Origin of the sequence: Streptomyces sp. NBC_00344 (genome assembly GCF_036088315.1) — a bacterium.
GTDB lineage: Bacteria > Actinomycetota > Actinomycetes > Streptomycetales > Streptomycetaceae > Streptomyces.
The window spans coordinates 163,189-187,135 of record NZ_CP107996.1; the positions used below are offsets into that span (position 1 = coordinate 163,189).

Here is a 23,947-nt window from a genome sequence, read left to right on the forward strand (position 1 = left end):
TTGCTGTCATCGAGCGGACGTTGGCCGTACGCTGCCCCGCATGCGGGGAGGCGCTTCCCGGCGGCCGGGGGCCGTGCGCCATGCCCCGCTCCGGCGCGTGGCCGATACCGGGCACGCGCCATGTCTTCAGCGGTCGGCGCGACGCCTTCCGTTCCACGGGGTACCTCGGGGAGACATACCGGTGCCGGCACTTCCGATCAGGCGACGGCCGCCGGGCAACCGACGCCGCCCCCGCTCCGGAGGCCACCGGCGGTGGCCGACCGCCGGTGGCCGACCGCCGGTGGCCGGTGGCCGGTGGCCGGGAAGATCATCGCGTCCTGTTTCCCACCGGTGACGGCTTTCGCTGAAAGGTCGCGTACAGGAGCCACAGCGAGGGGATGAGGATCAGGAAGCCGACGCCGAGTGCGATCAGGCACGCGGTCAGGACGCTGTCGACGGAGGCCGCATCGGAGACGGTGACGCCCGGTACGAGCATGGCGGGGTACTGGGCGGCGCCCCAGGCCCAGAGGATGGTGGCGACCGCGAGGGCCGCTGCCGCGCGGGCCGGAACGAAGCGCCTGGCGGCCAGCAGGACCAGTCCCAGCACGCCGGCGACACCGCTGACAACGACCAGGGCGAGCGCTCGATGGGTGAGGCCGTGGAAGAGGAGCGGCGCGTCGTGATCCAGGACGGCGATGCCGGCCAGCGCGACCAGACCGCTCAGCAGTCCGCTCAGCATCGCCCTGCGGCGAAAGCCCGACACGAGTGCCGCGTCCTCCTCGCGGGCCGCGTCGGCGCACAGGTAGACGGCTGCCAGATGAGCGCAGGTAAGAACGGAGAGTGCGCCGCCGAGCAGGGACGTGGGATTCACCCAGCTGGTGAGCGTGTCACCGGCCGCGATCCCTGGCGGTACGCGGCCCGAAGCGACCCCGCCTGCGACGGTACCCAGGAAGAACGGGGTGACTACGGATGACAGGGCGAAGCAGGCACCGAACAAACGTTGCTGCCACAGTTCGGTACTGGCCTTGCGGAAGGCGAATGCCGCCCCGCGAGCGATGATGCCCAGGGCAGCCAGCGTCAGCGGAATGTACAAGGTGGACAGCACAGCTGCGAAGACGGGCGAAAAGCCGGCCCAGAGAAGCACGATGACGAAGATCAGCCAGACATGGTTGGCCTCCCACACCGGGCCGATGCTGTGCTCGATGAGCCGGCGTTGCGGGAGTCCGCGACGGTCCCGGCCGGCCAGCAGGTCCCAGAATCCCGCGCCGAAGTCGGCTCCGCCGAACAGCGCGTAGCAGGTGAGTCCCGCCCACATCACGGCCAGTGTCACGTCGGCGAGCACGATTGCCTCCTCAGCTGCGGGCGGGGCACGACAGGACGGCGACAGTCGTCACACGACGGAGTAGTCCTCGACATCGCTCTCCTGAGGGGCGATCGGTACGGGCCTGTCGCGGGTCATCCGGCGCAGTACGTACACCGTGGCCGTGGTCATCGCGGCGTAGACGACGAGCACCGTCCACAGCCCTGCCATCAGTCCTGGTGCGGGATTCACCGCATCGCTGACCCGCATCACGCCCCATACGATCCAGGGCTGGCGCCCGAGTTCGGTGACGCACCAGCCGCATTCCAGAGCGACGACGGCGGCCGGCCCGCTGACCGCGGCGAGCAGCAGGAAGACCCGGGAGCCACGCATCGTCAGCAGTTCTCCCCCGTTTCGCCGGCGCCACCACGCGCCAAGCAACAGCCACAGCCCCATGGCCAGCAGGAAACAGCCGACGCCGACCATCGTGTCGAAGGCCAGGTGCATTCCGGTCACCGGCGGCCACTGGTCCCGTGGCACTTCCCGCAGTCCCCGGACGACCGTGCCCGGCCGGTACCCCACCAGCAGGGACAACCCGCTGGGGACTTCGAGTCCGTACCGCAGCCGCTCGTCCTCCGCGAAGCCGAGGAGTGTCAGAGGCACGTGCGAACCAGTGCGGTAGACGCCTTCGATACCGGCCAGTTTCATCGGCTGGTAGTCGGCGAGGAACCGGGCCGCCCAGTCACCGACGACGAGCTGGAACGGCGTGACAACGGCCCCGGACACGAACGGGATCAAGAAGCCCACCCGGTGGTAGGTGTCGTTCCGTCCACGCAGCAGGGCGACGGCGTACACCGAAGCCGTCAGGAAAGACGCCACCATCAGGGCGGCAAGGATCATGTGGACGGTCTCCGGAGGACCGGCCGGGTTGAGCATCGCTGCCCACGGATCAACGTCAACCACCTTTCCGCGGCGCAGGGTGTAGCCGCGGGGCTGATTCATCCAGGCGTTCGCGCACACCACGAAGAAAGCCGATGCGACTCCGGCCACGACGATCGGTACTCCCATCAGCAGATGCCGGCGCGGCGGCATGCGGTCCCACGCGTAGAGATAGATCCCGAGAAAGATCGCCTCGACGAAGAAGGCGATTCCTTCCAGAGCGAAGGGCAGTCCGATGACCTGGCCGAATCTGCCCATCAGGCCGGGCCACAACAGGCCCAGCTCGAAACTCAGAATGGTCCCGGACACGGCGCCGACGGCGAACAGCACCCCCATGGCCCGCGCCCAGTGACGGGCCAGCAGCCGATGGGCCGGGTTGCCGGTCCGGATGCCGTACCACTCAGCCATCAACGTGAGCAGCGGCAGCCCTACGCCGAGGCAGGCCACGACGATGTGCCAGGCGAGAGAGAAACCCATCTGGGCGCGCGCGGCCGACAGCCCGCCCGGGGATGCACCTGCGGCGATCGACAGAGGCCGTACGGCTTCTTCGAAAGGAAGGCTGCCGGGCAGATACACGAACGGCTCCTCAAGGCTGTCCCGTCATCCCAGGTCGAATTGCCTACGGCGTCAGTTGCGGTACATCGCACAGCGGAGGGACATCCGCGGACTGGATGTATTCGTGTGTTGCGACAACGCGGCGAGGTGGCGTAGCTGTCGTCGTGCGCCCGCCGAAAATCACGGAACAGCCCTTACAGGGCGGGGACACGGCCGTGCGCACAGCGGACATCGGCTGCGGGCGTGCACGGATCATCATCGCCGAAAGCGGGTGAAATACAGGTGCGGCTCTTCCGGTGGCGCGTCGCATCGTGTCGGAGCGCCACCGCGGTGGGTCTCCGTCCCCGCCCGGCGTGCCCCGTGCCGGAGGGTCAGCGGTCGCGGGGCGCCGGGCCTGCCGGGACGAAACGTACCGGGGTTCCCGGCACGGCCTGGGCGGCCGGAGCCAGATGTTCGGGTGGGACGACACCGATGACCGGGTAACCGCCGGTCACGGGGTGATCGGCGAGGAAGACGACCGGGCGGCCCTCCGGCGGGACCTGGACCGCGCCGAGCGTCATCCCCTCGCTGGGCAGCTCGTCGTCACGTGCCCGTTCCAGCGCCGGGCCGTCGAGGCGCAGGCCGATCCGGTTTCCCTTCGGAGAGACGCGGTACGTACGCGTCATCAGCGTGCGCAGGGCATCCGCGGTGAACCAGTCGGTGCGCGGGCCGCACAGGACCGGCAGCACCAGTTCCCTCGGCGGCGCCTGCCAGCGCGCCGCTTCGACCGTTGCCCGTCCCGGCCCATCAGTCGGCCCCGGTGGGCCGACCGGCAGTCGGTCGCCATCGCGCAAGGGTGCGGGGCCGATGCCGGAGAGGAGGTCCGTGGCCCGGCTGCCCAGCTCGGCGGGCACCTGGATGCCTCCCGCGAATGCGAGGTAGCTGCGCAGTCCGTGCGTGGCGGGACCGGCGTCGATCACGGCGCCGGCCGGCAGCCGTACCGGTACTCCCCAGGGGGCCGGCCTGCCGTCGACCGTGACGGGACACGGCGCGCCGGTGACCACCGCGACGGCGGGACCCGGCACGCGCACGGCGCAGCCGGAGAAGGTGGTCTCCAGGGTGGCGGCGCTCTCCGGGTTGCCGAGCAGCCGGTTGGCCAGCCGGTGCGCCGGTTCGTCGAGCGCCCCTGAGCGCGACACCCCGAGATGGGCGTAGCCGGGGCGGCCGAGGTCCTGGACGGTGGTCAGCGCGCCGGCCCGTACGACGACCAGCGCCCCTCGGGCGGTGGAGTTCGGACTGTGGGCACTCGGGCCCGGGATACCGGTGCCGCTCAACGGCTCTCCTCGGGGACGAAGCGGACCCGGGTGCCCGGGGCCAGCAGCGCGGCGGGCTTGCGGGCGCTGTCCCACAGCACGGTGCCGGGAGCAGTGCCGATCAGCTGCCACCCGCCGGGCGACGAACGCGGGTAGACGCCGGTGTACGGGCCGGCCAGGGCGACGGCCCCGGCGGGAACACTGGTCCTCGGATCGGCACGGCGAGGCACGTGGTACTCCGGGTCGAGCCCGGTGAGGTAGGCGAAACCCGGTGCGAATCCGCAGAAAGCGACCCGGAACACGGTGCCCGCGTGGATGCGGGCCACCTCGGCGGTGTCCACCCCCCACAGTCCGGCGACCTCGTCGAGGTCGGGACCGTCGTAACGGACCCGAATCTCCAGGGCGCTGCCTTCGTCCCGTCGCAGCGGGGGCACGTCCCAGGACGGTAGTTCCGCGGCAAGCCGCTGCGGCTCGGACAGGCCGTCGAGCAGGATCGTGCGGGCGCCGGGTACCACCTCGCGTACGGGCGGCAGAGTGCCGTCGACGCGGCGGCGCAGGATCTCGGCGTGCAGGGCCTCCGCGGCCTCGGCGTCCTCGAGCTCCACCAGTAGTCCGTTCCGGCCGACGCGGTGGACGAGCGGGGCGCTCATGCGAAGGCCCGGACATCGACCCCGGATCCGGCCAGCGCCCCACGGATCTCCGCGGCCAGCCGGGCGGCTCCGGGAGTGTCGCCGTGCACGCACAGCGAGCGTGCGGGCATCCGCAGCGTGCTGCCGTCGGCGGCGGTGACGGCGCCGTCGCGGGCGATACGCACGGAGCGGCGGATCACCAGGGCTGGGTCTTCGAGAACGGCGTCCTCCTCGGTCCGGGGTACGAGCGTGCCGTCGGGGCGGTAGGCGCGGTCGGCGAAAGCCTCCTGTACGGCGGGCAGGCCGGCGGCGGCTGCTGCCGCGAGCAGTTCCGATCCTGGCAGGCCGAGCACCGGGAGCGCGGTGACCGCGAGGCGGATTCCCTCGATGACCGCGGCGGCCTGCTCCCCGTCGCGGACCGCGCGGTTGTAGAGGGCGCCGTGCGGTTTGACGTACGCGACGCGGCCGCCCGCAGCGCGGGCGAACACGTCCAGAGCGCCGATCTGGTAGGCCACCTCGGCGGCCAGCTCGGCGGCCGGCACATCCATCGCCCGTCGGCCGAAGCCGGCCAGGTCGCGATAGGAGACCTGAGCGCCGATGCGTACACCGTGGGCGACGGCCTGTTCGCAGACCCGGCGCATCGTCGAAGGGTCGCCCGCGTGGAATCCGCAGGCGACGTTGGCGCTGGTGACGGAGGCGAGCAGTGCCTCGTCGTCGGTCAGTTCCCAGCGGCCGAAGCCCTCGCCGAGGTCGGCGTTGAGGTCGATCGTGCTCATGGGCGTGTCATTCCTGGTGGTCATCACCACCAAAGTAAGCGATTGTTGAACAATTCTACAAGAGCCTGTTGTTCGGCTCGTGTTTCTTCGCTTCACTGGAGACAGCACTCACCCTGGGGGAGACCTTCATGCCGACCGATGCCGACCTCGCGTCCGAACTGAGCGCGGACCGCGCGCTGCTGGGACGCACCAGTACCGCGGAGCGGGTGGCGGACGTTCTGCGTGCTCGCATCACCCGGGGCACACTGCGTCCGGGCGATCGGCTTACCGAGGGTGAGATCGGGGGCGCCCTCGGTGTATCCCGCAACACGCTGCGTGAGGCCTTCCGGCTGCTCACCCACGAACGACTACTGGTGCAGCACCTCAACAAGGGAACATTCGTTCGCCGCCTCAGCACGGCGGACATCGTGGACATCTACCGTGTCCGCCTGTTGGTGGAGTGTGCGGCCCTGCGGTCGCTGGCCGCTCCGCCTTACCTGCTGGCCGACGTGGAGAAAGCGGTCCTGACAGGCGAGGATGCCGCCGCCGACGGTCGCTGGCAGGACTGCTCCACCGCGAATATCCGCTTCCATCAGGCGGTGACCGGGCTGGCGGGCAGCGAGCGGACCGACGATCTGATGCGGGGGGTACTCGCCGAGCTGCGGCTGGCTTTCCACGTGATGAACGATCCACGCCGCTTCCATGAGCCCTACCTCACCCGCAACCGTGACATTCTCACCATGCTCCAGCAGGGCGATGCCCCGGCCGCGGAGCGGCTGCTGGGCTTCTACCTGGAGGACTCCCGGCGCCAGCTCACCGAGGCGTACCCAGAGGCGGCTGCGCCGAGCGCGCGCTGAACCCAGTCGTCCGCAGGGCACGAATGAGACGTACGTCATAGTCGAATCGTTGAACAATCCCTTAGCCTCCTTGGCGACTGGCAGCAGAGATGGCTCCCAGCCTCCGCGACCGCATCCCGGGTCGCCGTCCCTGCCCCTCATGCCTGGAAGGCCGAGTCAGCATGATCGTTCTGCTCGGCGTCCTCGTGGTGGTCCTCGGATTCGCCACACGACGCAACCCTCTGCTGGTCGTTGGGGTCGCCGGTATCGCCACCGGCCTGCTCGGCGGCCTGTCCCCCGACGACATCCTCAGAACCTTCGGGGAGGGCTTCGCCTCCAGCCGCTCGGTGACGATTTTCGCCGTCACACTCCCGGTGATCGGCCTCCTGGAGCGCAATGGTCTGCAGCAGCAGGCCCGCACCCTGGTGACCAGACTCGGCAAGCTGACAACGGGGCGTTTCCTGGCCCTGTACCTCCTGCTGCGCCAGCTCACCGCCGCCGTCGGACTGCAGACCATCGGCGGCCCGGCGCAGAGCGTGCGTCCCATGGTCGCGCCCATGGCCGAAGCCGCCGCCGAACGCGCGAACGGTGGCCGCCCGCTTCCCGAACGGCTGCGGGAGAAGGTCCGCTCGCACTCGGCCGCGGCCGACACCGTCGGCGTCTTCTTCGGTGAGGACTGCTTCCTCGCCATCGGATCGATTCTTCTCATCACCGGCTTCGTCAATGCGACGTACCACACGCACCTCGAGCCGTTGAGCCTCGCCGTGTGGGCCATACCCAGCGCCGTGTGCGCCTTCGTGATCCACGGTGGCCGGCTGTTGTACCTGGACCGCGCGCTGGAGCGCGAGCTGATCACCGTCAACGCGGAGATCGCCGTACAGACGCCGGGTGACAACAGCCCCCGCCGCATCGCAGGAGGCACCGAATGATCAAGTCCGAATGGTTCTTCTGGCTGGTCGGCGCGGTCTTCATCGTCATGGCCCTGCAGATGATGCGGGACACCAGCAATCCCAAGCGGTTCACATCGGCCGCCTTCTGGGGACTGCTGGGCGCGTGCTTCCTCTACAGCACGGGTGTCACGCAGAAGTCGGTGCCGGCCGAGCCGCTCGGGCTCGCCGTCCTCGCCCTCATCTGTCTGGGCGGCTTCAACCTGGTCGGCAGGGGCGAGCCGAAAACCACTTCCGAGAAGGAGCGATCGGCGCTCGCCGCTCGCTTCGGCAACAAGCTCTTCATCCCCGCCCTCACCATCCCGGTGGTGGCGATGGTGTGCGCCGTGCTGGTGAAGAAGGTGTCGATCGGCGGAAGGCCCGTTCTGGAGCCGGGATCCGAGACGATCCTCGGACTGGGTATCGGCGCGATCGTCGCGGTCGGCGTGGGCATGTGGGTCCTCCGCGAGCGCCGGGTGTCCGTTCCGGTGCATGCGGGACGAGGGCTGCTGGAGGCCATGGGCTGGGCGCTTCTGCTGCCGCAGCTGCTGTCCGTGCTCGGCACGATCTTTCAGGCCGCGGGTGTCGGTACCCAGGTCCGCACGCTCACTGAGAGCGTCCTGCCCGACGGCCAGAAGTTCGCCGCCGTGGCGCTGTACTGCATCGGCATGGCCATGTTCACGGTGATCATGGGCAACGCCTTCGCTGCCTTCCCGGTGATGACCGCGGCGATAGGCTGGCCGGTCCTCATCTCACAGATGCATGGAAACCCGCCCGCCGTCCTCGCCATCGGCATGCTCGCCGGCTTCTGCGGGACGCTCGTCACGCCCATGGCAGCGAACTTCAACCTCGTTCCGGCCGCGCTGCTGGAGCTGAAGGACCAGTACGGGCCCATCAAGGCCCAAGCCCCCACCGCGGTGGCCCTTCTTGCCTGCAACGTCTGCATCCTCTACCTCTTCGCCTTCTGAACGGTCCCCCATGAGTACTCTTCCGACACGGGTGCTGGTCACCGGTTTCGAGCCGTTCGACGGCGAACACGCCAATCCCTCCTGGGAGGCGGCCCGCCGCGTCGCCCAGCATCCCCCGCCCGGCACCAACGTCACCGCCGTTCAGATCAGCTGTGTCTTCGGAGCGGCCATCGACGAACTGCGTGACGCCATCGAGGCGCAGTCCCCGGAACTCGTGCTCTGCATCGGACAGGCGGGCGGCCGGCCGGACCTCACCGTCGAGCGCGTCGCCATCAACGTGGACGACGCGCGTATCCCCGACAACGCCGGCAGGCAGCCCGTCGACGAGCCCGTCGTGCAGGCCGGTCCCGCGGCGTACTTCTCCTCGCTCCCGGTCAAGGCATGCGTGGCGGCCGCCCGCAAGGCCGGCGTGCCGGCCTCGGTGTCGCAGACCGCGGGCACCTTTGTGTGCAACCACCTCTTCTATGGGCTTGCACACCTCATCGCCACCCAGCATCCCGGTATACGCGGTGGGTTCGTACACGTGCCGTACGTCCCCGCTCAGGTCGCCCACCGGGCCGTCCCTTCCATGGCCGCCGACGACATCGCAACCGGCCTCCGGGCCATCCTGGTCGCGGCGCGCGACACCGTCACCGACATCCGGGAAACCGGCGGAGCGACACATTGAACACAGCAGCACCGCATCCCTCGGAACTCCCCTGTGCGGCACTCGCCGGGCGAGCCGCCGCCTTCGCCCGTCTCGCACTGGAGAACGTGACCCGCGAATACCCCAACGCCCCGGCCCATCTGCTCGGCGGCCCTCAGGAGTTGGTGCCGCCACGCACGCACCACCCGGCTTTCTACGGCGCCTACGACTGGCATTCCTCCGTGCACATGCACTGGCTCATGGTGCGGCTGCTGCGCCGTTGCGGCGACCACATCGACGCCGCCGCGGTGACCGGAGCACTCGACGCCCATCTGACGGCCGACGCGCTGGCAACCGAGGCCGACTACCTGCTGACCCACCCCTCGTTCGAACGCCCCTACGGCTGGGCGTGGCTGCTGGCGCTCAGCGCCGAGTGCGCCGCGCTGGGAAACGCGCGCTGGTCCGCGGCGCTCGCGCCGGCCGTCCGTACGGTGTCGGGGCTCATCCTGGACTGGCTGCCGAAGGCGACGTACCCGGTTCGGCACGGCACGCATGTCAACAGCGCTTTCGGGCTCGGTCTCGTACTGGACAGCGCGGGCGGCGCGGGAGTCCCCGAGCTGGTGGAGCCGGTGACCGACCGCCTGCGCGACTGGTTCGGGGCCGATCACGGGGCCGCGCTGCGCTGGGAGCCGTCGGGGCAGGACTTCCTCTCCCCCGCCCTGGCCGAGGCGGAAGCAATGGCGCGGGTCCTCCCCCGCGTGGCGTTCGCCGACTGGCTGACGGCGTTCCTTCCGGAACTCACAGAGGCGACGATCAGCCGCTGGGCGGCAGTCTTCCTGGCGCTCCCGCATATCTCGGACAGCGCGGACCCGCAGATCGGGCACCTGCTGGGCCTGTGTCTCAGCCGGGCGGCCGCGCTGCGCAGGATCGCCCGCGCTCTGCCGGCCGGTGACGAACGCACGGATGTCCTCACGGCGGCGGCCGACGCACATCTGACCGCGGGCCTGCCGGCCACCACGTCCGGGGATTTCACCACGGATCACTGGCTGGCCACGTTCGCGGTACTGGCCCTGGAGAGTTGAGGGCGGGGCGGCCGGACGATCGTCCCGGAGATCATGAGCAAGGACGAGGGAGCCGAGCAGGTCGAGAGCCTGCCGTGTTTGAGTAGTAGCGTCCGCCCAGGACAGCCGGGACTTCTCACACACGGCCCAGGCTCTCCAACCCGGCCCATACCTAGAGCTCAGGAAACTCCGGGGCGATGTCCAGCTCCCGGGCGGCGGCTCCCCAGACGGCGGACTGGGCGGCGGCCAGGTCGATCCGGGGGTCACCCAGCATCAGCCGGATGCCGAACCCGTCGCACAGGGCGAGCAGCAGCGTGCTGGTTGCATCGACGTCGCAGTCGGCGAACTCGCCGGAGTCAATGCCACGCTGCAATGCCTGGCCCACCCAGGCGTGCAACTGATCGTAGAGGTCGACGGCCAGTTGCTGGGCCGTGTCGTCGCGCAGCGCCCTGACCCAGAGCTCCTGCCAGAGCCGCCAGTCCTGCCGGAGTTCCGGGTCGGTGGGCAGCATGCTGTGCAGAATGCGGGCCAGCACGACCGCGGCCGGGACCGTGTCGGCGTCCCGTTCGAGTTCCGTACCGGTATGGCCGAAGGAGTGGGTCATCGCCTCGGCGAAGAGCTTCTCGCGGTTCTCGAAGTGGTAGTGGAGCAGTGCCGTGGATACTCCGGCGTGTTCCGCGACCATGCGCATCCGGATCTTTTCGAAGCCGACCTCGGCGATCACTTCGCACGCCGCGGACAGGATCCGCTCACGCGTTTCGAGAGTGCGTTCGGCCTTGGCCACGTGAGTGCTCCCCGGGTTGGTGTCAGTGTGCCGACGGGCCGTCGAACGGCCCGTTGTCTCGTTCCCTCCATCCTCTCGCATCACCTTCCGGGCGCACGGTGCGCCCGGTGCGTCATAGGTGGGTGTGGAAGCCCCGGCCGGACTTACGGCCGAGCAGGCCCGCTTCGACCATGCGGGCCAGCAGCGGCGGGGGCGCGTACTGCGATTCGCGGAACTCGTCGTACATCGATTCGGCGATGGCCTGGACGGTGTCCAGGCCGATCAGATCAGCGAGAGCGAGCGGGCCGAGTGGGTGGGCGCAGCCCAGTCGCATACCGCGGTCGACATCGTCCGCTGAAGCGGTGCCGGACTCCACCATCCGGATGGCGGACAGCAGATAGGGCACGAGGAGCGCGTTCACGATGAAGCCTGCCCGGTCACCTGCGCGCACGACCTCCTTGCCCAGCACATCGGTCGCGAACGACTGCGCACGCCGGGTGGTGTCCGGTGCGGTCAACAGGGAGGGAACGAGCTCGACCAGCGGCAGTACCGGCACGGGATTGAAGAAGTGCAGGCCGACCACCTGGTGCGGTCGGGTGGTGGCCGCGGCGAGGCGGATGACGGGCAGGGAAGAGGTATTGGTCGCCAGGATGGCGTCGGGCCGTCGCACGGTGGAGTCCAACCGGGCGAACACCGCCACCTTTGTGGCCTCGTCCTCGGCGACCGCTTCGACGACGAGATCGCGGTCGGTCAGCGCGTCCATGTCCGTGGTGGTCGTGATCCGTGCCAGAGCGGCGTCCCGGCCCTCGGCGGACAGTTTGCCGGCAGTGGTGGCCCGTTCGAGAGAAGCCGCGATCCGGCGGCGCCCGGAGGCCGCCAGGACCTGGTCCGTCTCGACGACGACCACGTCCTGCCCCGCCCGCGCGCAGATCTCCGCGATGCCGGCTCCCATCAGGCCGCAGCCCACGACGCCGGTCCGTGCGATGTCGATAGCGGCCATCGTGCTCCTTCGTGAACATCCGGGTGCGGGCGGAGCGCCCGTGCCGAGGTGAGCTGTTCTCACCTGCGCCTGTATGTGTCTGTGGGTGGCTGTGTCCGTACGTGCGCTGTGTCCGGGTATGGCTCTGTCCGGGTCCGTGCGGGCGGGCGTATCCGTGTGCATCCGTGTCCGGGAGACGGCGTGCCGCGGCGGAGGGCCGTGGCACGCCGCGGGGTGTCAGCCGGCGGTGGGCATCTGCAGAACTCCCGTGCCCCGTTTGATCAGTTCGCCGGCGACGATGAGGCGCTGGATCTCGGATGTGCCTTCCCAGATACGGTCCACCCTCAGTTCGCGGTACAGCCGCTCCACCGGGTACGACCGGTCGTAGCCCCGCCCGCCGAAGATCTGCACACACCGGTCGATGACCCGCCCGGAAGCTTCGCTGGCGGAGAGTTTGGCGATGGCGGCCTTGGCGTGCAGGGTCTTGCGGTCCGCGGTTCCGTTGTCCACCTCCCAGGCCACCTGATGCGCGTAGGCGCGGTTGACGGCGATGTCCACGGCGCAGTCCGCGAGCATGCCCTGCACGAGCTGGAAGTCCGAGATCGGTACACCGAACTGCTTCCGCTCCACAGCCCAGTCACGTGCGAGCCCCAGCGCCCGCTCGGCCGCGCCCGTCGTCCGCGCCGCGATCATCAGCCGTTCCTCGGTGAACCAGGACCGGGTGATGTCGTAACCGTTGCCGATGCCGCCCAGAACGGCGTCCTCGGCGACCCGAACGTCGGTGAAGGTGAACTCGGGGTGTTCGTAGACGAAGGTGTGCATGAAGCGCGGCACCCGGGTCATCTCGATGCCCGGGGTGTCCTTGTCGACGAGGAACAAGGTGGGGGCCCGGTCGTCGCCCGCTGCGGCGAGGACGATGAGGAAGTCGGCGTGGTCCCCGACGGTGACAAACCACTTCTCGCCGTTCAGCGCCCAGCCGTCCGCGGTGCGGGTCGCGGTGGTCGCCAGGTTCTGCGGGTCGGAGCCCGCGCCTGGCTCGGTCACGGCGTAGCAGTCGCGGCGCTCACCGCGGATGACCGGCTCGAGGTACCGTTCGCGCTGCTGCGGGGTGCAGAAACGCAGGGCGTTGGCCGGGCGCCAGACGGTGTCCCACAGGGCCCCGGTCAGCCGGCCCAGTTCCTCCTGGACGATGGCCTGCTCCAGGATGGTGAGACCCGCGCCGCCCCATTCCCGCGGCATGTTGACCGCTTGCAGTCCGCTGTCGAGGACAGCAGTTCGGATGTCGGCGTGAGCCTGCGGCGGCAGGCCGTTGTTCTCCTCGCAGTCGACCTCGTAGGCGGTGAGGATTGCGGTGAGTTCGCGTGCGGTGCTCTTGAGCTCCGCCTGGCGGGCGGTGAGACGGAAGTCCATGTCATTCCTCGGAGTTCGGTGGCAGACAGACCGTTGGACGGGTGGGGGCAGGGGGGTCAGGTCAGGGGGAGGTCGAGGGCGCGGGTGCCGCGCTTGATGAGCTCGTTGGCGATGATCAGTCGCTGGATCTCGGATGTGCCTTCCCAGATCCGGTCCACCCGCAGTTCGCGGTACAGCCGCTCCACCGGGTACGACCGGTCGTAGCCCCGCCCGCCGAAGATCTGCACACACCGGTCGATGACCCGCCCGGCAGCCTCGCTCGCGGCGAGTTTCGCGGTCGACGCCTTCGCATGCAGCGTCTTGCGGTCGGTGTGCGGCTGATCGGCTTCCCAGGCGACCTGATGGGTGTAGGCGCGGTTGACGGCGATGTCCACGGCGCAGTCCGCGAGCATGCCCTGGACCAGCTGGAAGTCCGCGATCGGCGCTCCGAACTGCCGCCGCTCCACGGCCCAGTCACGTGCCAGCCCCAGCGCCCGCTCGGCCGCACCCGTCGTCCGCGCCGCGATCATCAGCCGCTCGTCGGTGAACCATTCCTTGGTCAGTTCGTAGCCGTTGCCGACGCCGCCGAGCACGTCTTCGTCAGGGACGAAGACGTCGGTGAAGGTGAACTCGGGGTGTCCGTTCACGGCGGAGTGCATGAAGCGTGGCACCCGGGTCATGTCGACGCCCGGTGCCTGCTTGTCGACGAAGAAGAGAGTGGCCGCCCGCTCGGGGCCGGCGTCCGCCTGGACGAGCAGGAAGTCGGCGATGTCGCCGCAGGTGACGAACCACTTCTCGCCGTTCAGCAGCCAGCCGCCGTCGGCGCGGGTGGCCGTGCTGGTGCCGGAGCCGGGGTCGGAGCCCGCGCCGGGTTCGGTGACCGCGAAGGCGTCGAAGCGCTCCCCCCGGATGACGGGCAGCAGGTACTTCTCCCGCTGGGCTTCGGTGCCGTACGCCAGGACGTTGGCGGGGCGCCAGGGGATGTCCCACAGGCAGTTGGTGACCTTGCCGAACTCCTCCTCGACGATGACCTGGTCGAGCAGGGACAGGCCGGGACCGCCCCACTTCTCGGGCATGTTGATGGCGTAGACGCCTGCGTCGATCGCGGCCCGGGTGAGCTCGCGGACGGTGTCGGCGGGCAGTGGTCCGCCCGCTTCCTCGGACTGGTTCTCGTAGCGCATGAGGAGTTCGGTGTATGCGGCGGCCCTGGCCTTCAGGCCGGCCTGGTGCGGGGTGTAGCGGAAGTCCATGGTGTCCTCCGGGGACGGGGCGCGGTGGCGGAGAGGGTGGTTGCGGGGAGCTGGATTCAGGCGAGTACGGCGCGGGCGTCGAGCGCGAGGACACCGTCCGGGCGGACGAGCAGTGGATTGACCTCGAGTTCCGCGATCTCGGGGTGGGCGGCGGCCACTTCGGTGATGCGCTCGATGGCCGCCGCCGCTGCCGCCACGTCGACCGCGGGCCTGCCGCGTACTCCTCTCAGCAGTGCGGAGGTCCGCAAGCCGGTCAGCAGTCGTTCGCCCCGGGCTGCCGGTACGGGCGCCAGGGAGAACGCGACATCGTGCAGGGCCTCGGTGAGCACACCCCCCAGGCCTGCCATGGCGACCGGCCCGAACCGGGGGTCGCGGTTGACACCCACGATGAGTTCTACGCCGTCTGTGGGATCGGCCATCGCCTCGACGGAGTAGGAGGCGGCTCCGAGCCGGCCGGCCATCTCCCGGTAGGCGGCCACCAGGGCCTCCCGGTCGGGCAGCCCGAGCGCCACCCCGCCGGCGTCGGACTTGTGCAGCAGGTGCAGCGCCTTGAGGACGTACGGCCCGGGGAACTCGTCCGCCGCGGCGCGCAGTCCGGCCTCGTCGGTGATCTCCCGGGCTGCGGGGAAGGGCACTCCCGCCGCGCTGAGCAGCGCCCGGATGCCGTGGTATCCGCTGTCCCGCAGGGGTGGCGCCGCGGGCGGCAGCGGGCACACGCCGGCGGGTCCCGCGGTCCGGGCCGCGGTCATGGCTGTCAGCGCACGCGCCGCGTCCTCGGTGGCGGCAAACACCGGGATGCCCCCGTCGACCAGTGTCCGGCAGCTCGGCGCTTCGGGGAACATCGACTGCACCACCAGGGGCTTGGCCGTCGCCGTCGCGTGGCTGACCATCTGCCGGGCGGTCTCCAGCTCGCCGGCCGCGAGTGCGTTGCCGCCGCCCATCGTTCCGCTGTCGGATGCCGGGCCGCCCAGCCCACCCTTGGCGGCCGAGTAGCCGCCGAAGTAACCGGTCAGCAGGACGGAATCGATGTCGTCGGAGGCGAGCAGCGCACCGACGGTGTCACCGTACGAGTGCGGGTTCTGCTCGCCCATCCCGGCGAGATCGACGGGGTTGCCGACGGCGGACTGGGCCCACAGCAGGGTCCGGAGCCGGTCCTGGTCGGCGGGGCCGAGTTCGGGAACGCAAAGTCCCGCGGATTCCGCGGCGTCCGCTGCGATGGCTCCGTGACCGCCGCCGTCGGTGCACACCGCTGTCCGGTGCCCGGTGGCGCGTCGTCCGCCGTCGAGCGCGGCGAGCACAACGGCCATTTCGCGTGGTGTGGCGACCAGTTCCACACCCGCGTCGCGGCAGGCCGCGGCCACGACGTCGGCGGAGGTGGTCAGGGCGCCGGTGTGCGATTGTGCGCTGCGGGCGGATGCGGAGCCGCGACCCGCGGTGAGCAGCACGACCGGTTTACCCGCGGCGGCGGCTGCCTCGGCGAAGGCACGGCCGTCCCCGAAGTCCTCCGCGTACACGGCAATGGCGCGGGTGGGCTGGTGCCGGGCGGCGTCCTCTACGAGGTCGACCAGGGTGACGTCGGCCTGGTTGCCGAGGGAGACGAAGCGGGAGAATCCCAACCCGTGTGGAGCACAGCGGAGTTGGAGTTCGAGGGCGAGGTTGCCGCTCTGGCTGAGCAGCGCGATGCCGCCGGGCGCGAACCGGTCCGATGCGAGATAGAGCTCGGTTGTGTTGTCGGTGATGCCGAGGCAGTTGGGGCCGACGAGGACGGCGCCGGCCTCGCGCACCCGTGCGGCGATGGCCTGTTGGCGCGCCAGTCCCGCGGGACCCGTTTCGGCGAAGCCGGCGGTGATACCGACGATGGCACGGGCGCCGCAGGCCAGTGCGTCGTCGACGGCGGTCTCGAACCCGGCACCCGGTACGGCGATCACCACGAGATCGACGGGTTCGCCGATGTCGGCGAGGCCGGTGGCGGCGGCGCGTCCCAGGACCGTTCCGCCGCGGCGGTTCACGAGGTGGACGGGCCGGCGGCCGGGAGCCCTCAGGGCCTGGGAGGCGACCGCGTGGCCGTACTTCGCCGGGTCGTCACTGGCACCGACCACCGCTACCGACGTGGGGTCGAACAGGGCCGACAGGTCACGTCCCATGGTCACCTCTCCCACTTGAGGGCGGAGTTGGGGCAGGCCGCGGCGGCGCTGGCGGCGGCTTCGGCGGCGCCGGAGCCGGGCTGGGCGACGACGGTGGCATAGCCCCATTCATCGAGGTCGATGAGATCGGGAGCCGGTTCATGGCAGAGGCCGTAGCCCTGGCAGCGGGTGGCGTCGAGGAGAAGCTTCACGGGGGATTCCTTTCAGCGAGGGCAGGGTGCGGAGTCCGGGAGGGTTTCGGCCCGGTCGGTCACCTTCGGTACGGCCACGGTCAGTTGCCGTGCCGCGCGGGCATCGCGTTCACAGGTCGGGCAGGGGCCGTCCAGATGGGAGCTGACGAGGTGCGGGAAAGCCCGCAGCAGGCTGCCGGCCGTACCCGCCGCGGCGTCGAGCAGCCCGCAGGCGCCGCGACCGGGCAGGGCGGTGGACCAGCGGTGGAGGTTGGTGTGCACGCCGGCCTCAGCGGTGCCGGAGGCGAGTGCGGTCAGCGCATCGTGGATCGATCCGGTACCCGCGACGCAGACGCCGCACTGGCGTGTGCTCTGTGCCGCGAGGTGGCGGGCGGCGAGGGCGGCGACGGAGACCGGGCACTCGTCAGGGGCGAGGAAGCGGATCGCTGCGCATCCCAGGGCGGTGCCGGCGGCGCTCAGGGTGTCGGGGTCGAGGGCGAGGTCCAGGGACCGGGGTCCGATGAGTCCGCCGAACAGTCCGCCCATCAGGGCGCCGACCGGCTCCGGAGTGCCCTGGGTCCGCGCCAGGGTGCGCAGCGTGGTGCCGTACGGCACCTCGGCGAGCAGCGGTCCGGCGCTCCCGCCGGAGAGCGTCACCAGGGTGGCGCGGGCCGTGCGGCGCCGCTCCTCCGGCCGTGCGGCGAGGAGCGCGATCCGGGCCAGGGTCTCGACGTTGGCGATGAGTGTCGGTGCACCACCGACGCCCTGTTCGTAAGGGCGGGGCGGCTTGGCGGTCGGCAGGGCGGGGCCGCCGTTGATCCGGCGGACCACGGCGGTCTCCTCGCCGGCGACGTAGGTGTGCGGGGTCTCGATGACCTCCACCGGCAGCTCCGTTTCCCGCTCGGTGAGCGCCCGGCGGATCCGTTCGCCCGCGACCGGGTCGGCCAGATAGACGTAGCCGCGGCGCGCACCGGTGATCGCGGCGGCGCGGGCGAGCCCGTCGAGGACGAGGTGCGGCCTGGCCCGCAGCAGCCAGCGGTCCTTGACGGAACCGGGTTCCCCCTCTTCACCGTTGGCGACTACGACGGGAGGGGCTCCGGCGTCGCGGACCGCGCGGAGTTTCACGGCGACGGGGAACCCCGCCCCGCCGCGGCCGCGCAGGCCCGCGGCGGCGATGTGACCGAGCAGTTCGCCGGGGCCTGTCGCGTCGCGGTAGCCCCCGGTCGCGGCGTACTCGTCGGCCGCCTCGGTCCGCTCCGGCGTCATGCCGAGCACGGCGGGGGCTCCTCGTGACAGCAGGGAGTCGGTCCCGGTCATCGTCGGTCTCCGTCCGGTGGGGCGGCGCGCAGCGTGCGCACCGCGCTTTCCAGGGCTCTGCGGTCCGCCGCCGTCCGGCCGTATCCGGTTCCCGGGAGGCCGATGAGCATGCGGTGGTGGTCAAGGACGACCTCTGCTGCGAGGAGCGCTTCCCGCGGGTCGCCGCGGGCGGTGCCCTCGGCGACGGCAGTCACCAGGGAGGTCACTTCGGCGAGATACCGGAGCCAGCCGCGCTGTGTGCCGTGCAGGATCAGGGCCTCGACGCGGCGGCGCTCGGCCGCCACTCCTTGCGGCGCCGGCATGGCGCCCTGTCCGGTCCGGAGGGACGCGACGGCGGGTGGCAGCTCCCGCTCCGGTTCGGGGGTGAGCCCGAGCCAGATCAGACTCCGACGACCGCTCATACGTGCCTCCGGGAGAGGGTGGGGAACGGTGCACGGCCTGGGCGCCGGGCTGCGGGCTTCGAGTGAGGTCCGCAGCGAGGCGGCACTGCGGTGCCGTGGGATGGGTTCGGCGAGGGGAAGAAGGGCGCGGGACGCCCGCTCGCTGCCGGTGTCCGCTGCGACGGAACGCCGGGAGCAGCGATACGACTAAGCTAACTAATCAATTAGTCAGTCCACAAGTCTTGACTTCGCGGAAACACCTCAGCAGTCTGACTGACCAATTAGTCAGCACAGGATTCCGGTACGCCGGTCCGGCTCGCCCAGCGTCTCCGGGCCCGCCGCGACATCCTTCGTCACCGTGCGGCACTAGGAGATACCGATGCAGTCCGAAGCCGTCGAGACATCACCGCCGACGCAGCAGTCCCCCGGGCAGGCACTGCCCGCTCGCTACTACACCGACCCCTCGACGGCCGCCGCCGAGACCCGGCACATCTTCGCCCGTTCCTGGCAGCTGGTGTGCCACGAATCGGATCTGCCGGGGCCCGGAGCCCGGCTGGCCGCGACCGTCGCGGACCGTGAGGTGCTGGTCGTCCGTACCGAGGACGGCACGCTGGCCGGGCACCTCAACGTATGCCGGCACCGCGGCACCCGTCTGGTCACCACCCCTGAACCGGCCGGCAAGGCCATCCGCTGCCCCTATCACGGCTGGACGTACAAGCTCGACGGACGGCTGGTCGGCGCACCCGAGGCGCGGCAGATCCCCTGTCTGGACAAACCGGCGCTCGGCCTCTTCCCGGTCCGGGTGGAGTCCTTCCTCGGTTTCGTCTTCGCCAACCTCGACGCGGACGCCGTGCCGCTGGCCGAGCAGTGCGCCGGACTTGCGGAGGCAGTGGGGCACTACGCCGGGCCCGACCTGGTCCCGGTCGGCCGCAGCCGGATCCACGATGTGGCAGGGGCCGAGGAACAGCAGGCCAACTGGAAGGTGGCCGTCGACAACTACCTGGAGGGCTATCACGTCCCGGTCGCCCACCCAGGGCTGATGCGACTGCTCGACTACCAGGGCTACACCTGCGAGATCGACGAGTCCTACGCACTGTTCGCCTCGCCGCTGCGCGACAAGCCGTCCTCGAACTGGGCGGAACGCCTGTACCAGCGCATCACCTCCCCCATGCCGGGGCTGACCGATGCGGACCGGCGGATCTGGCGCTACGCGGTGATCTATCCCAACACACTCATCGACTTCTACCCCGACCATGTGCTTGCCTGGACCGCCATACCGACGGCAGTCGACCGCGTGGCCGTACCGGGCGCGTTCTACACCCGCCGCGGGACGAGTCCGCGGACCCGGCTCGCCCGGCGGCTCAACATCCACATCGGCTGGATCACCAATGACGAGGACGCCGAATTGGTGGCCCGCGTACAAAGCGGCCTCACCACTCCCGGCTTCGAGCCCGGCCCGCTGTCCCGGCGCGAGGCGGCTGTCGGCTGGTTCGCCGGCCGTGTGCGCGCGGACCTCGACGGCACCGACCGCTGAGCCGGACGCCGGCGAAGCAGCCTTACGCACCGTCCCCCTCCGCTTTATCAGCCAGCTCCCGGCGCACGCCGCACCGCGCCACGGCTGACGGGTCCCGCACGGAAACCAGGGCTTCCGTGCACTCACGACCGCGCCCTGAAGCAGCGCTCGCCCCCTACGGAGAGGACCACCGATGTCCCCCGAGGCACCCCCGCCACCCACTCGACGCGCCGTCCTCGCCGGCGCCGCCGCCACCCTCGGCCTCACTCTCGCGGGCTGCGGTTTCCTGCCGGAGGACCGTAACGCCTTCGGCGACCCGGACAAACCGATCGACGTCAAGGCCGATGGCGATCTGGTGTATTTCAACTGGGCCGACTTCGTGTCCCCGGCGGTCTTCGACGGATTCGAGAAGGAATACCGCGTCAAGGTCATCCAGTCGAACTTCGACTCCATGGAAGGCATGGCCGCCAAGCTCAACGCCGGAAACCGCTACGACATCATCTTCCCCACCGCGAAGTGGGCGCAGCGGCTGGCCGCGGGCCGCCGGCTGCGCCGGATCGACCACTCACGGCTCACCCACGCCGATGCCGTCTTCGGCCGGTACCACTACTTCGCCGACCCCTGGTACGACCGGCACTCCGCGCACACCGTGCCGTTCACCATGTACAAGACGGGCATCGGGTGGCGCAAGGACAGGATCGGGGACGACCTGGCCGGTTCCTGGAACGACCTGTGGAACGACCGCGCCCGCGGCAAGGTCTTCGTGCTCGACGACCGCGACGAGGTGCTCGCCATGGCGGCGCTCAAGCTCGGCCTCGGCATCGGGACATCCGAGCGGCACGATCTCGACCGCATCACCGCCACACTGCAGGATCTGCGGCCCCGGCTGCGCGGTTTCTCCAGCGACAGCTACAACAACCTGCTCAACGGCAACGCGGTCATGACGCAGGCGTGGAGCGGCGACATGGCCGCCATGCTCGGACAGGCCAAGGACCCCTCGGTCCTCGGCTTCGAGGTGGCCCGCGAGGGCGCCCCGATCAACTCCGACTGTTACGCGATCCCCGCCAACGCCCGGCACCCGGGCACCGCGATGCTCTTCATCGACTACATGCTCCGTCCCGCGAACGTACGGAAGAACATCGAGTACATCGGCTACCCCATGCCGGTCGGCGGAAGCGAAGACGTCTACGCCTCGATCGTTAAGCCCTTTCCCCAGTGCCTGGTCACCCCCGACGACCTCAAGGCCGACCTCTTCTTCCGCAACACCTCGCCCAAGGGCGAGCAAGCCCGGGATACCGCCTGGACCCACGTGAAAGCCGGCTGACATGGCACAACGCACCCCATCGGCACCGTCCCGGCCACAGCGTGGCTCCTCCGCCTCGGGCGCCCGGTTGTGGACCTGGCTCATGCTGCCCGGCACGCTCTGGATGACCGGGTTCCTCATCGCCTCCCTTGTGTTGGTGGCCACCCTGGCCCTCGGCACCACCGACCCCCTCGGCAACCCGCGTTTCGGGCTCAACTTCTCCAACATCACGGCACTGGCCGACCCCGCTTACCGGATCGTGCTGCTGCGGTCGCTCGGCTATGCGCTGATCGCCTGCGTCATCTGTCTGCTCGTGGCATATCCGGTCTCCTATGCGATCGCGCTGCACGGCGGACGCTTCAAGAATCTCCTGATCGCCGCGATCGTCGTCCCGTTCTTCGCCAACTACCTGGTCCGGATGTACGGCTGGTCCGTCGTACTCTCCGACGGCGGGCCGCTGCTCAGAACGCTGCGCGCCGTCGGACTCGCCGACGGCAACACCAAGATCCTTCAGAGCGGTGTCGGAGTGGTCGCCGGGCTCGTCTACGGCTTCGTCGTCTTCATGATCATTCCGTTGTACGCGGCGCTGGAACGCATGGACCTTTCGCTCATCGAAGCGGGCCGCGACCTCTACGGCGGTCCGCTGCGGACCTTCCTTTTCGTCACCCTGCCCGCCACCCGGCAGGGCGCGGCCGCGGGCGCCGTCCTCGTCTTCCTGCCCGCCATGGGGGACTTCGTGAGTGCTCAGCTGATGGGAGGCCCGGACCAGATCATGATCGGCAACCTGATCCAGGACAAGTTCTTCGAGGGCCAGAACTGGCCGCTCGGCTCCGCCCTCACGATGCTGATGATGGCGGTGCTCTTCATCGGAATGCTCGGCTACCTGCGGCGCACCCGCAAGGACGAAGCGGAGGCGACCCAATGACCTTCCGCCCCCTCCGGCGGCGACGCGGAACCGATCGCCGGCCGCGCGCAGCGCTCGCTATCACGGCAGTCTTCTTCCTCCTCCTCTACCTCCCCATCGCCGTCGTCGTCCTCTTCTCGTTCAACGCCCAGAAGTCCCTCACCGTCTTCAAGGGCTTCAGCCTCCGCTGGTACTCGGCGTTCTTCCACGACCACGTGCTGATCGACTCCCTCGGTATGAGCCTCAAGGTGTCCCTGGTCGCCATGGCGGGGTCGGTGATCCTCGGTGTGGCACTGGCGCTGGGCCTGGTCCGCTCCCGCACCCGGCTCGGCTCCCTGGCCGGCCTGATCATGCTCGTCCCGCTCGTCACTCCGGAGATCGTCACCGGCGTCGCGGCGATGCTGCTCTTCAAGGGCATGGGCATCACCCTCTCCTCCGGCACCGTGATGCTCGCGGAGATCACCTTCTCCATCTCCTATGTGACGGTGATTCTCCGCTCCCGCATCGCGGCCCTCAATCCGGAGGTCGAGGAAGCGGCGATGGACCTCGGCGCCACTCGCTGGCAGGCGCTGCGCCTGGTCACCCTGCCGGCCCTGCTGCCCAGCATCCTCGCCGCCGCGGTGCTGGTCTTCGCCCTCGTCTTCGACGACTTCGTACTCGCGTACTTCACGACCGGCGTCGACCCGCAGCCGATTTCCGTCCGCATCTACTCGGCCATCCGTTTCGGCGTGCAGCCCACCATCAACGCCGTCGGGACGCTGATGCTGGCCGGATCCATCGGCCTCATCGGCCTCGCGCTGGCCATCCCGCGGCTGTTCGGCCGCCGCGGTGGCCTCGACCTGCTCTCCGGGGAGTGACACACATGACGTCCCACGACACCACCGCCACCGCGGCATCCGTCCCGCAGCCCGCCGTCCGGCTCGACGCGGTCAGCAAGAGCTACGGCGGCGGGTACGCCGTCCAGGACCTCTCCCTGGACATCGCGCCCGGCGAGTTCTTCTCCCTGCTCGGCCCCTCCGGCTGCGGCAAGACCACCTCCCTGCGGATGATCGGCGGCTTCACCGATCCCACCGCCGGCACGATCCTGCTCAGCGGCGAGGACGTGACCGCGCTCCCGCCGGACAAACGCAATGTCAACACCGTCTTCCAGAGCTACGCGCTTTTCGACCATCTCTCGGTGGCGGACAACGTCGCCTTCGGCCTCAAGCGGAAAGGAGTACCCCGCGCGGAGATCCGCGAACGTGTCGCCACCATGCTCGAACGGGTACAGCTCGCGGACCTCGCGGACCGCAAGCCCCGCACCCTTTCCGGCGGCCAGCGCCAGCGCGTAGCCCTGGCCCGCGCCCTGGTGAACCGCCCCCAGGTGCTCCTGCTCGACGAGCCGCTGGCCGCGCTCGACCTGAAGCTGCGCCGCCGGATGCAGGTCGAACTCAAACAGATCCAGCGCGAGGTCGGCATCACCTTCGTCTTCGTCACACATGACCAGGACGAGGCGCTGACCATGTCGGACCGGGTGGCGGTGATGAACGCGGGCCACGTCGAACAGTGCGGCCCGCCCGAGGACGTCTACGAACGCCCGTCGAGCCGCTTCGTGGCGTCCTTCATGGGCACCTCCAACCTCGTGCCCGGCACCTACCGCTCCGGCGAGATCGTCCTCGACTGCGGCCCCGCGCTGCCGGTGGGCCGCCGCCCCGGGCTCACCGACGGCAGCAGCGTCAGCCTGTCGATACGGCCCGAGAAGATCTGGCTCTCCGACTTCGAACCGGGCATGGCGGTGGTGAGCGGGGTGGTCCGGGAGACCGTCTACTCCGGCCCCACCACCACGTATCTCATCGAACTCGCCCCCGACGTCTCCCTGTCCGTACTGGAGCAGAACACCGACCGCTCACGCATGGAGGACCGCTGGAGCGGCGGCGAAAGCGTGCAGATCGGCTGGCGGCCCGAACACTGCCTGGTCCTCGACTGAGCCC

At 70.0% G+C, this 23,947-nt stretch carries 23 protein-coding genes; 10 read left to right on the forward strand and 13 right to left on the reverse strand.

The annotated features are described in order from the left end of the window. Positions 1-307: 307 nt before the first annotated feature. From OHS16_RS00860 to OHS16_RS00880, 5 genes are all read right to left on the reverse strand, one after another. Positions 308-1,321 carry a cytochrome d ubiquinol oxidase subunit II gene (locus tag OHS16_RS00860; RefSeq protein ID WP_328535182.1) on the reverse strand — a complete coding sequence of 338 codons (1,014 nt, stop codon included), beginning with the start codon at positions 1,319-1,321 and terminating at the stop codon, positions 308-310. 48 nt (positions 1,322-1,369) lie between these two features. After that, entirely contained in the window at positions 1,370-2,749 is a 1,380-nt protein-coding gene (locus OHS16_RS00865; RefSeq protein ID WP_443042728.1) for a cytochrome ubiquinol oxidase subunit I, read from the reverse strand. A gap of 395 nt (positions 2,750-3,144) precedes the next feature. Beyond that, on the reverse strand, positions 3,145-4,086 hold the full coding sequence (locus OHS16_RS00870; protein ID WP_443042533.1) for a biotin-dependent carboxyltransferase family protein: 942 nt from the start codon (positions 4,084-4,086) through the stop codon (positions 3,145-3,147). After that, positions 4,083-4,715, reverse strand: a complete 633-nt coding sequence (locus tag OHS16_RS00875; protein WP_328535183.1) for a 5-oxoprolinase subunit B family protein — start codon at positions 4,713-4,715, stop codon at positions 4,083-4,085. Before OHS16_RS00875 ends, OHS16_RS00870 begins: the two co-directional genes overlap by 4 nt. Continuing rightward, positions 4,712-5,494, reverse strand: coding sequence for a LamB/YcsF family protein (locus tag OHS16_RS00880; protein ID WP_328535184.1), 783 nt, complete (start codon positions 5,492-5,494; stop codon positions 4,712-4,714). The genes OHS16_RS00875 and OHS16_RS00880 overlap by 4 nt, the downstream gene beginning before the upstream one ends. Before the next feature lie 104 nt (positions 5,495-5,598). Here OHS16_RS00880 and OHS16_RS00885 point away from each other — a divergent pair, with 104 nt between their 5' ends. The 5 genes from OHS16_RS00885 (at position 5,599) to OHS16_RS00905 (ending at position 9,886) form a co-directional block, all read left to right on the forward strand. Continuing rightward, positions 5,599-6,306 carry a GntR family transcriptional regulator gene (locus OHS16_RS00885; RefSeq protein WP_328535185.1) on the forward strand — a complete coding sequence of 236 codons (708 nt, stop codon included), beginning with the start codon at positions 5,599-5,601 and terminating at the stop codon, positions 6,304-6,306. Positions 6,307-6,467: 161 nt separating this feature from the next. Further along, complete coding sequence (locus tag OHS16_RS00890) at positions 6,468-7,214, forward strand: DUF969 domain-containing protein (protein WP_328535186.1); 747 nt, start codon at positions 6,468-6,470, stop codon at positions 7,212-7,214. After that, entirely contained in the window at positions 7,211-8,179 is a 969-nt protein-coding gene (locus tag OHS16_RS00895; RefSeq protein WP_328535187.1) for a DUF979 domain-containing protein, read from the forward strand. The genes OHS16_RS00890 and OHS16_RS00895 overlap by 4 nt, the downstream gene beginning before the upstream one ends. A 10-nt stretch (positions 8,180-8,189) precedes the next feature. Beyond that, entirely contained in the window at positions 8,190-8,846 is a 657-nt protein-coding gene (pcp, locus tag OHS16_RS00900; RefSeq protein ID WP_328535188.1) for a pyroglutamyl-peptidase I, read from the forward strand. Continuing rightward, positions 8,843-9,886: a DUF2891 domain-containing protein gene (locus tag OHS16_RS00905; RefSeq protein WP_328535189.1), complete on the forward strand. Its 1,044-nt coding sequence runs from the start codon at positions 8,843-8,845 to the stop codon at positions 9,884-9,886. The genes pcp and OHS16_RS00905 overlap by 4 nt, the downstream gene beginning before the upstream one ends. Positions 9,887-10,037: 151 nt before the next feature. On the opposite strand, the gene OHS16_RS00910 is transcribed toward OHS16_RS00905, so the two are convergent. The 8 genes from OHS16_RS00910 to OHS16_RS00945 all read right to left on the reverse strand — a co-directional run bounded on the left by OHS16_RS00910 (position 10,038) and on the right by OHS16_RS00945 (position 18,278). Beyond that, a complete protein-coding gene (locus OHS16_RS00910; RefSeq protein WP_328535190.1) occupies positions 10,038-10,649 on the reverse strand; it encodes a TetR/AcrR family transcriptional regulator in 612 nt (203 codons plus the stop codon). 112 nt (positions 10,650-10,761) lie between these two features. Continuing rightward, positions 10,762-11,628, reverse strand: coding sequence for a 3-hydroxybutyryl-CoA dehydrogenase (locus OHS16_RS00915; protein WP_328535191.1), 867 nt, complete (start codon positions 11,626-11,628; stop codon positions 10,762-10,764). Between the two features lie 216 nt (positions 11,629-11,844). Next, a complete protein-coding gene (locus OHS16_RS00920) occupies positions 11,845-13,017 on the reverse strand; it encodes an acyl-CoA dehydrogenase family protein (RefSeq protein WP_328535192.1) in 1,173 nt (390 codons plus the stop codon). A 56-nt stretch (positions 13,018-13,073) separates the two neighbouring features. Next, a complete protein-coding gene (locus OHS16_RS00925) occupies positions 13,074-14,246 on the reverse strand; it encodes an acyl-CoA dehydrogenase family protein (RefSeq protein ID WP_328535193.1) in 1,173 nt (390 codons plus the stop codon). Between the two features lie 56 nt (positions 14,247-14,302). Then, positions 14,303-16,390, reverse strand: coding sequence for an acetate--CoA ligase family protein (locus tag OHS16_RS00930; protein WP_328535194.1), 2,088 nt, complete (start codon positions 16,388-16,390; stop codon positions 14,303-14,305). 2 nt (positions 16,391-16,392) lie between these two features. Next, on the reverse strand, positions 16,393-16,581 hold the full coding sequence (locus tag OHS16_RS00935) for a ferredoxin (protein WP_328535195.1): 189 nt from the start codon (positions 16,579-16,581) through the stop codon (positions 16,393-16,395). A 12-nt stretch (positions 16,582-16,593) separates the two neighbouring features. Further along, entirely contained in the window at positions 16,594-17,877 is a 1,284-nt protein-coding gene (locus OHS16_RS00940; protein WP_328535196.1) for an NADH-ubiquinone oxidoreductase-F iron-sulfur binding region domain-containing protein, read from the reverse strand. Further along, on the reverse strand, positions 17,874-18,278 hold the full coding sequence (locus tag OHS16_RS00945) for a hypothetical protein (protein WP_328535197.1): 405 nt from the start codon (positions 18,276-18,278) through the stop codon (positions 17,874-17,876). The genes OHS16_RS00940 and OHS16_RS00945 overlap by 4 nt, the downstream gene beginning before the upstream one ends. Positions 18,279-18,636: 358 nt before the next feature. Here OHS16_RS00945 and OHS16_RS00950 point away from each other — a divergent pair, with 358 nt between their 5' ends. From OHS16_RS00950 to OHS16_RS00970, 5 genes are all read left to right on the forward strand, one after another. Further along, positions 18,637-19,791 carry an aromatic ring-hydroxylating oxygenase subunit alpha gene (locus tag OHS16_RS00950; RefSeq protein ID WP_328535198.1) on the forward strand — a complete coding sequence of 385 codons (1,155 nt, stop codon included), beginning with the start codon at positions 18,637-18,639 and terminating at the stop codon, positions 19,789-19,791. Positions 19,792-19,963: 172 nt separating this feature from the next. Then, positions 19,964-21,094, forward strand: a complete 1,131-nt coding sequence (locus OHS16_RS00955) for a polyamine ABC transporter substrate-binding protein (protein WP_328535199.1) — start codon at positions 19,964-19,966, stop codon at positions 21,092-21,094. A 1-nt stretch (position 21,095) separates the two neighbouring features. Further along, the gene (locus OHS16_RS00960) at positions 21,096-21,998 is read left to right on the forward strand and encodes an ABC transporter permease (RefSeq protein ID WP_328535200.1); all 903 of its coding nucleotides are present in this window, start codon (positions 21,096-21,098) and stop codon (positions 21,996-21,998) included. After that, positions 21,995-22,834, forward strand: coding sequence for an ABC transporter permease (locus OHS16_RS00965; protein ID WP_328535201.1), 840 nt, complete (start codon positions 21,995-21,997; stop codon positions 22,832-22,834). The genes OHS16_RS00960 and OHS16_RS00965 overlap by 4 nt, the downstream gene beginning before the upstream one ends. Before the next feature lie 5 nt (positions 22,835-22,839). Next, positions 22,840-23,943 carry an ABC transporter ATP-binding protein gene (locus OHS16_RS00970; protein ID WP_328535202.1) on the forward strand — a complete coding sequence of 368 codons (1,104 nt, stop codon included), beginning with the start codon at positions 22,840-22,842 and terminating at the stop codon, positions 23,941-23,943. The last annotated feature ends 4 nt before the right edge of the window (positions 23,944-23,947 follow it).